The 5,259-nt window shown below is 43.1% G+C and carries 6 protein-coding genes and 1 tRNA gene; 5 read left to right on the forward strand and 2 right to left on the reverse strand.

The genetic code is table 11. The annotated features are described in order from the left end of the window. Positions 1-379 precede the first annotated feature (379 nt). Positions 380-452: transfer RNA gene (locus O9295_RS21805), tRNA-Gln, on the forward strand. Between the two features lies 1 nt (position 453). On the opposite strand, the gene O9295_RS21810 is transcribed toward O9295_RS21805, so the two are convergent. Then, positions 454-1,503, reverse strand: coding sequence for an AI-2E family transporter (locus O9295_RS21810; RefSeq protein ID WP_288035305.1), 1,050 nt, complete (start codon positions 1,501-1,503; stop codon positions 454-456). A gap of 21 nt (positions 1,504-1,524) precedes the next feature. After that, entirely contained in the window at positions 1,525-1,698 is a 174-nt protein-coding gene (locus tag O9295_RS21815) for a hypothetical protein (protein ID WP_261779606.1), read from the reverse strand. 295 nt (positions 1,699-1,993) lie between these two features. Between O9295_RS21815 and O9295_RS21820 the strand changes: the two genes are divergently transcribed. The 4 genes from O9295_RS21820 (at position 1,994) to O9295_RS21835 (ending at position 4,701) form a co-directional block, all read left to right on the forward strand. Further along, positions 1,994-2,392 carry an FHA domain-containing protein gene (locus O9295_RS21820; RefSeq protein ID WP_147072426.1) on the forward strand — a complete coding sequence of 133 codons (399 nt, stop codon included), beginning with the start codon at positions 1,994-1,996 and terminating at the stop codon, positions 2,390-2,392. A gap of 154 nt (positions 2,393-2,546) precedes the next feature. Then, on the forward strand, positions 2,547-2,939 hold the full coding sequence (locus O9295_RS21825) for a DUF4278 domain-containing protein (RefSeq protein ID WP_147072424.1): 393 nt from the start codon (positions 2,547-2,549) through the stop codon (positions 2,937-2,939). A 521-nt stretch (positions 2,940-3,460) separates the two neighbouring features. Continuing rightward, positions 3,461-3,790 (forward strand): hypothetical protein, encoded by a 330-nt coding sequence (locus tag O9295_RS21830; protein WP_288035308.1) that lies wholly within the window; start codon positions 3,461-3,463, stop codon positions 3,788-3,790. Positions 3,791-3,915: 125 nt separating this feature from the next. After that, positions 3,916-4,701, forward strand: a complete 786-nt coding sequence (locus tag O9295_RS21835; protein WP_061430142.1) for a hypothetical protein — start codon at positions 3,916-3,918, stop codon at positions 4,699-4,701. The last annotated feature ends 558 nt before the right edge of the window (positions 4,702-5,259 follow it).

Below are 5,259 nucleotides of genomic sequence, written 5' to 3' on the forward strand. Positions count from 1 at the left end.
CCCACACACCCACCCTCTCCCCCAAACTCACCTAGAAAACCGCACTACCCAAACACCACCACCCCATCCCAAACCCCCACCCCCCAAACACCACCCCCCACACCCCACACCCCAAACCCCAAACCCCAAACCCCAAACCCCACACCCCAAACCCCACACCCCAAACCCCAAACCCCAAACCCCAAACCCCAAACCCCAAACCCCAAACCCCACACCCCAAACCCCAAACCCCACACCCCACACCCCACACCCCAAACCCCAAACCCCAAACCCCAAACCCCACGAAAAACTTTTTGCCGCAAACCCGAAGTAAAAAATTTTTATCAACTTCTTGACAAAACCGGGGAGATAAATGCTAGTATTAAAAAGGTCTGTCCAATGGGGATTAGCCAAGCGGTAAGGCAGCGGGTTTTGGTCCCGCCATTTCCTAGGTTCGAATCCTAGATCCCCAGTTTAGGATTTTTTATCCCCAATCCGCCAATGATCGAGAATATCCTCGATCAAAGCTTCCTTTAGCCAAATACGACCGATAAGCGCCAGGGGAACCGCCAGAAATAGCCCTAAAAAGCCAAAAATCGAGGCGAAAAACAACTGGGCCAACAGGGTAAAAGCGGGTAAGAGCCTGAGCGACCGCACTGTTAAAATGGGCAGCGGTGAATGACGGTCGAAATATTGAATTAACAGATAAATACTGCTGTAGAGTAGTAAAACCGCCCAGGGTTGCCAGGGAGCTTCCAGAAGGGCGATAGAAAAGGGTAAAATCGTGCTTAAAACTGGCCCGAGGTTGGGGATAAAGGTGAGAAATCCCGCGAGAATAGATTGGGAAAAAGCGAGGGGAATGCCGATCAGGGATAGACCCAGGCAACTACCCAAGGTCATAATCAACATATGACAGAAAATCCCTTTCAGCCAAGCTTTTAAATCTCGATCGCACTGTTCTAGGATCGATCGTACCCTAGAACGGTAGAAAGCAGGAAATAAACGCAGAAAACAACGGTGGTAAGCGGCAGGATCGGCGAGAATCATCAAGCCCAGGGCAACAATTAGCAGTAAGCTGAGGATAATGCCGAAAGTACCGTAAAAAATGCTTAAACCCCGGCCAGCAATTTGGTTAATCAGGGGTTGTAATTGAGCGAGCAGTGTTTTAAAGTCAGGTAAGACACTGGCCAGACTAGGATCGAGATAATCCTCAAGACTATGGACTTGTCCCCAGAGTCTTTCTATAGCTTGGGGTAATAAACTAAATAATTGGCGAAATTGTTGGACTAAAGCGGGTATAATCCCCACAAACATACCGATAATACCAATAAAGAAGCCAAAAAGAGTGATAATTAGTGCGTAGGAACGCTTGAGGTGATGACGCTGCCACCAAGTCACAGCCAAATTTAAAATCTGAGCCAGAAGAATCGCCATCAATAATAATAAGAGAATCTGTCGAATCTGCCAGAGAATCAACAGACAAAAGACTAACAGAACTAAACCGAGGCTGCTGCCAAAAGTCATGATGAGTAAGGAGAAAAATTCCTAATCAGTTATTGTCCGTCTCCAGAGGGCAAAAACCGTGAGCAGAAAAGGAGTAAAAACCAGAATTAAAGTGTTAAGAGGACTGGGAGCGATCGATAATAAAGGGGCAAGATATTTAATTCCCAGGGAAATGAAAGCCGATATCAAGATTATTTTTATAATCAAGCCGCTCATAGATCAATGTTTAGGTGACACCAGCACTATCTTATCCCTGAAGAGGTTAAAAATTGCTGAAAATGTGGAAATCATACCCCATCAGTTTTATTAATACTAGGGCGAAGTGGCTAGATTTTCTGGGGGAGGTCGGTTGAGAGGGAACAGGAAAGTGTGAGACAATAGAAAGAAAAGGCTTAGTCAAGTAACTAGAGATTTTCATTGCTAGGACTTAAGACTTAATGGCCAGGATGAATCTTGACAGCAAATAAGATTTACCCTGTCCACCGCCCCTATCGTGCCGCCAATAGTCACCGTGATCACTTTAACTCTTTTACACCCCAGCCAGGCCACGCCCCTACAACATTGGCAATTTGACAATGATCAATCAACCATTCTCATCGGCAGGGCGCTGGATAATCATGTAGTTCTCTATAGTGCTGTGGTTTCGAGGCGGCACTTAGAAATCCGCCATAATGAGCACGATGATTGGGAATTGGAAAATTTAGGGGCAAATGGGACGTTTGTCAATGGCAAACCGATCGAGAAAACCGCCGTCGTCGATGGTATGGTGGTTCGTTTAGCCGCCCCTGGCCCGCAAATTCAAATTCGTCTCATCGATGAGGACGAGCAACCAAAATTAATCCTCAAACCCCTAGAGGCTCCTTTGGTGGGCGACCAAATCCAGCCAGAAAAGGATACTATCGCCAGCTAGAAAATATTAAATTTTTATAAAGTTTTTTCAATTTCCCTAACAAAATGTAAAAATAGATACAGAATAATCAATAAGATCTTTTCATTTGTTGTCCCTATATAGGGACGACAAGGGGGATTAAAGTCACTTTAAAGCATTGCAGGGAGTCGGTGATATGACGTTAGCCTATCGAGGAGTTAAGTACGAAAGGGATTCTCTCCCCTTGGAGATGAAGACTGGAGATATCGGCGGTAAATACCGAGGTCAAGACTGGAATCACCATTATCCTCGCCATATGCTCCAATTAGAACCGAAACTGCATCGTCAGTATCGTGGAGTTGCCTACAGCACCCGTCCTCATCTTGCTGGGCAAGTCACCCCAAACACTTGTCCGTTGCCCGTTGTCAAACCCCCTGTTGTTGTCCAAGAGGAAACCCTTTCTAGCATCCATCTGAACAATATTCGTCGTCGTCTGGAACGTCGTTTACAAATCGCTCAAGAGAATGGTGACGAAACCCTCGTTAATCTCTTGAAAAAAGAATCCCAAGACTTAGCCTTAAACTGCTAGATTAGCGGTTTTCCCCACTTTCCCCTCGGTTCTGCCGGGGGGAATATTTTTGGGCGCAAAAATGCCTAAATCTTCCCCCCGCTCACTCCCAGGGCCGGCACTTTTTGATTTTAAAAAAGCCTCAAGATATTATCCAACAAGATTTTTAGATTTTTTCAGCCAACCCCAATTAGATTTGCGGAAAATTTACGCAAAAAATCTTTTTTTTCCTTGTCTAAAGTCCAAAAATGTTAAGAATTGTGTGCGATTGCCCTGTAGTCCATCCCGAAACAAGCTATAGTCGTGGAAAGGTCAAATTTGAAAAATTTGGCTTTAAACCCTATCTGCGTAAGAACTTCAGGAGTTTGCGTCCAGTAGTCTGTTAGTATTACATAACTTTAACTCAGGCTCTGTAAGACTTTTAGTTATAGCTAGTACAGATATACATAGAAGTCCAGTCATAAATTTGCCGAAAATTCCTCCCAATAGTTCCTTCAACTTTCCTACACTTTTAAAGAATTATCTTTCTTTTCTGTCTTTCGATGTTTGCTAATATCAGTGATAGTAACAAATTAATGGCTGATTTGGCGGATTCTAATGTCCTAACAAAAATCGGTCAATGGACGATAGTTTGGGGTTCTGTTATTTATGATCACGATCCCAAAAGTCAAGTCTGGGACAATATTATGTGCGTCGCTAAAGGTCAAAATCTAACAACAAATAATCCTCAATATGTAGTGGCGATTGCAGCGACAAATCCTCAGTCTGTATTTGACTGGTTACAGGAGGATGTTAATACCCACAATATGGTTCTCTGGTCTAGCACAAACCCAGAACAAGGTCATATTTCTGAGGGAACAAATACGGGATAAAAATTTTGCAAGGAATGAAAAATTCAAGCAATTTATCCCTCTTATAATTCCTGACTCAGGAAATACAAAAACAGCCCAAACAACCAAGATCACCATCGGAAAATCTGAACTGGAAAATAAACACCATGAAATTAGAAGACATCATTCAACAAAACCTCGTTAAACCCATTGATTCCTTAGCAGGAGACTCCGAACTTTGCCGAGAAGTTCAGACCCGTTTGCAAGTTCTCGGATTGCTTCCTGCTAATGGTGTTGATGGCATTTATGGACCCCAAACAAAACAAGCCTTTGAGCAATTCAAACAAAAAATCAAAGAAGGCGAATTGGATACCTTGGGAGCATCTTCGGCGAAATTTTTACTAGAACTTAAAGAATTACCAGGGGGTAATAATTTAATCTCCAAAGCTCAAGCCGAATCCATCTACGGTAATGTCATTAGCGATGGACAATTAGCAGACCTCAATTCTTGCTTAAATCGCTTTGACATTAACACTCACCCCCGAATGTGTCATTTCTTAAGCCAAACTGCCCATGAAAGTGGAGGCTTGAAATGGATGAAAGAACTCGGTAGCGGTGAGGAGTATAACGGACGGAAAGACCTAGGAAATATTTATCCAGGAGATGGTCCCAAATATAAGGGAGCAGGCGTTATTCAACTAACGGGACGCAGTAACTATCAAGCTTTTGCGAATTATATTCATGATCCGAAAGTGATGGATGGAGTTGACTATGTTAGTACCACCTATCCTTTTACCAGTGGCGGTTTTTGGTGGCATAACAATAACATGAATGCTCTTTGTGATCGCGGTGCAACAGTGGAAGAAATCACCCGACGAGTCAATGGTGGTCTTAACGGACTAGCTGATCGTCAGGCTTACTACGAAAAAGCGATCAAAGTTTTTCCTGTTTAGCAATGCTTGTCCTACAGGTTTATCCTCAAATAGCTGTTCTGGTGCTAATTTTTACACCTCTAATGATAGGGTAAATTGGGGTCAACTTAATCAAGTTAAAAAGAGCGGTCATCCCTTTTTTGTGAAATTTGTGTTGTGACAATTACCTAGGGTTTGCTGAAAAAGTTTGTTGGTGGGGTTAGGAGTCAGTAGCCGGTCGTCAGGAGTCAGTAGCTGGTCGTTTCAGGCTTTGTTGCCCTCTTTTTTTGTACCAATTTATGTACTACGAGAGGGATAATGCAAGGTTTTTGAGAGTCCCAATCGGATTTTCGCAGCATGAACATCGGATTTTAACAGGTCAAAAGCCTTATTTTAAAAGGGTTTTACCATTATTCAGCAAACCCTACCTAGATTTGTCTAAGATACGCCTAATCAATTCACAATTGGAGAAAATTTCAATGCCTACTTACGATCAACAACAAACGCTTTTCTGTCTTTCCATGTTCGCTAATATCAGTAATAGCGAGAAAGTTATTTCCGATTTAGCCAATCCTACGGTTCAAGGAAAAATTGGTCAAT

It is taken from the genome of Microcystis sp. LE18-22.4A (assembly GCF_027531105.1).
Lineage (GTDB): Bacteria > Cyanobacteriota > Cyanobacteriia > Cyanobacteriales > Microcystaceae > Microcystis > Microcystis aeruginosa.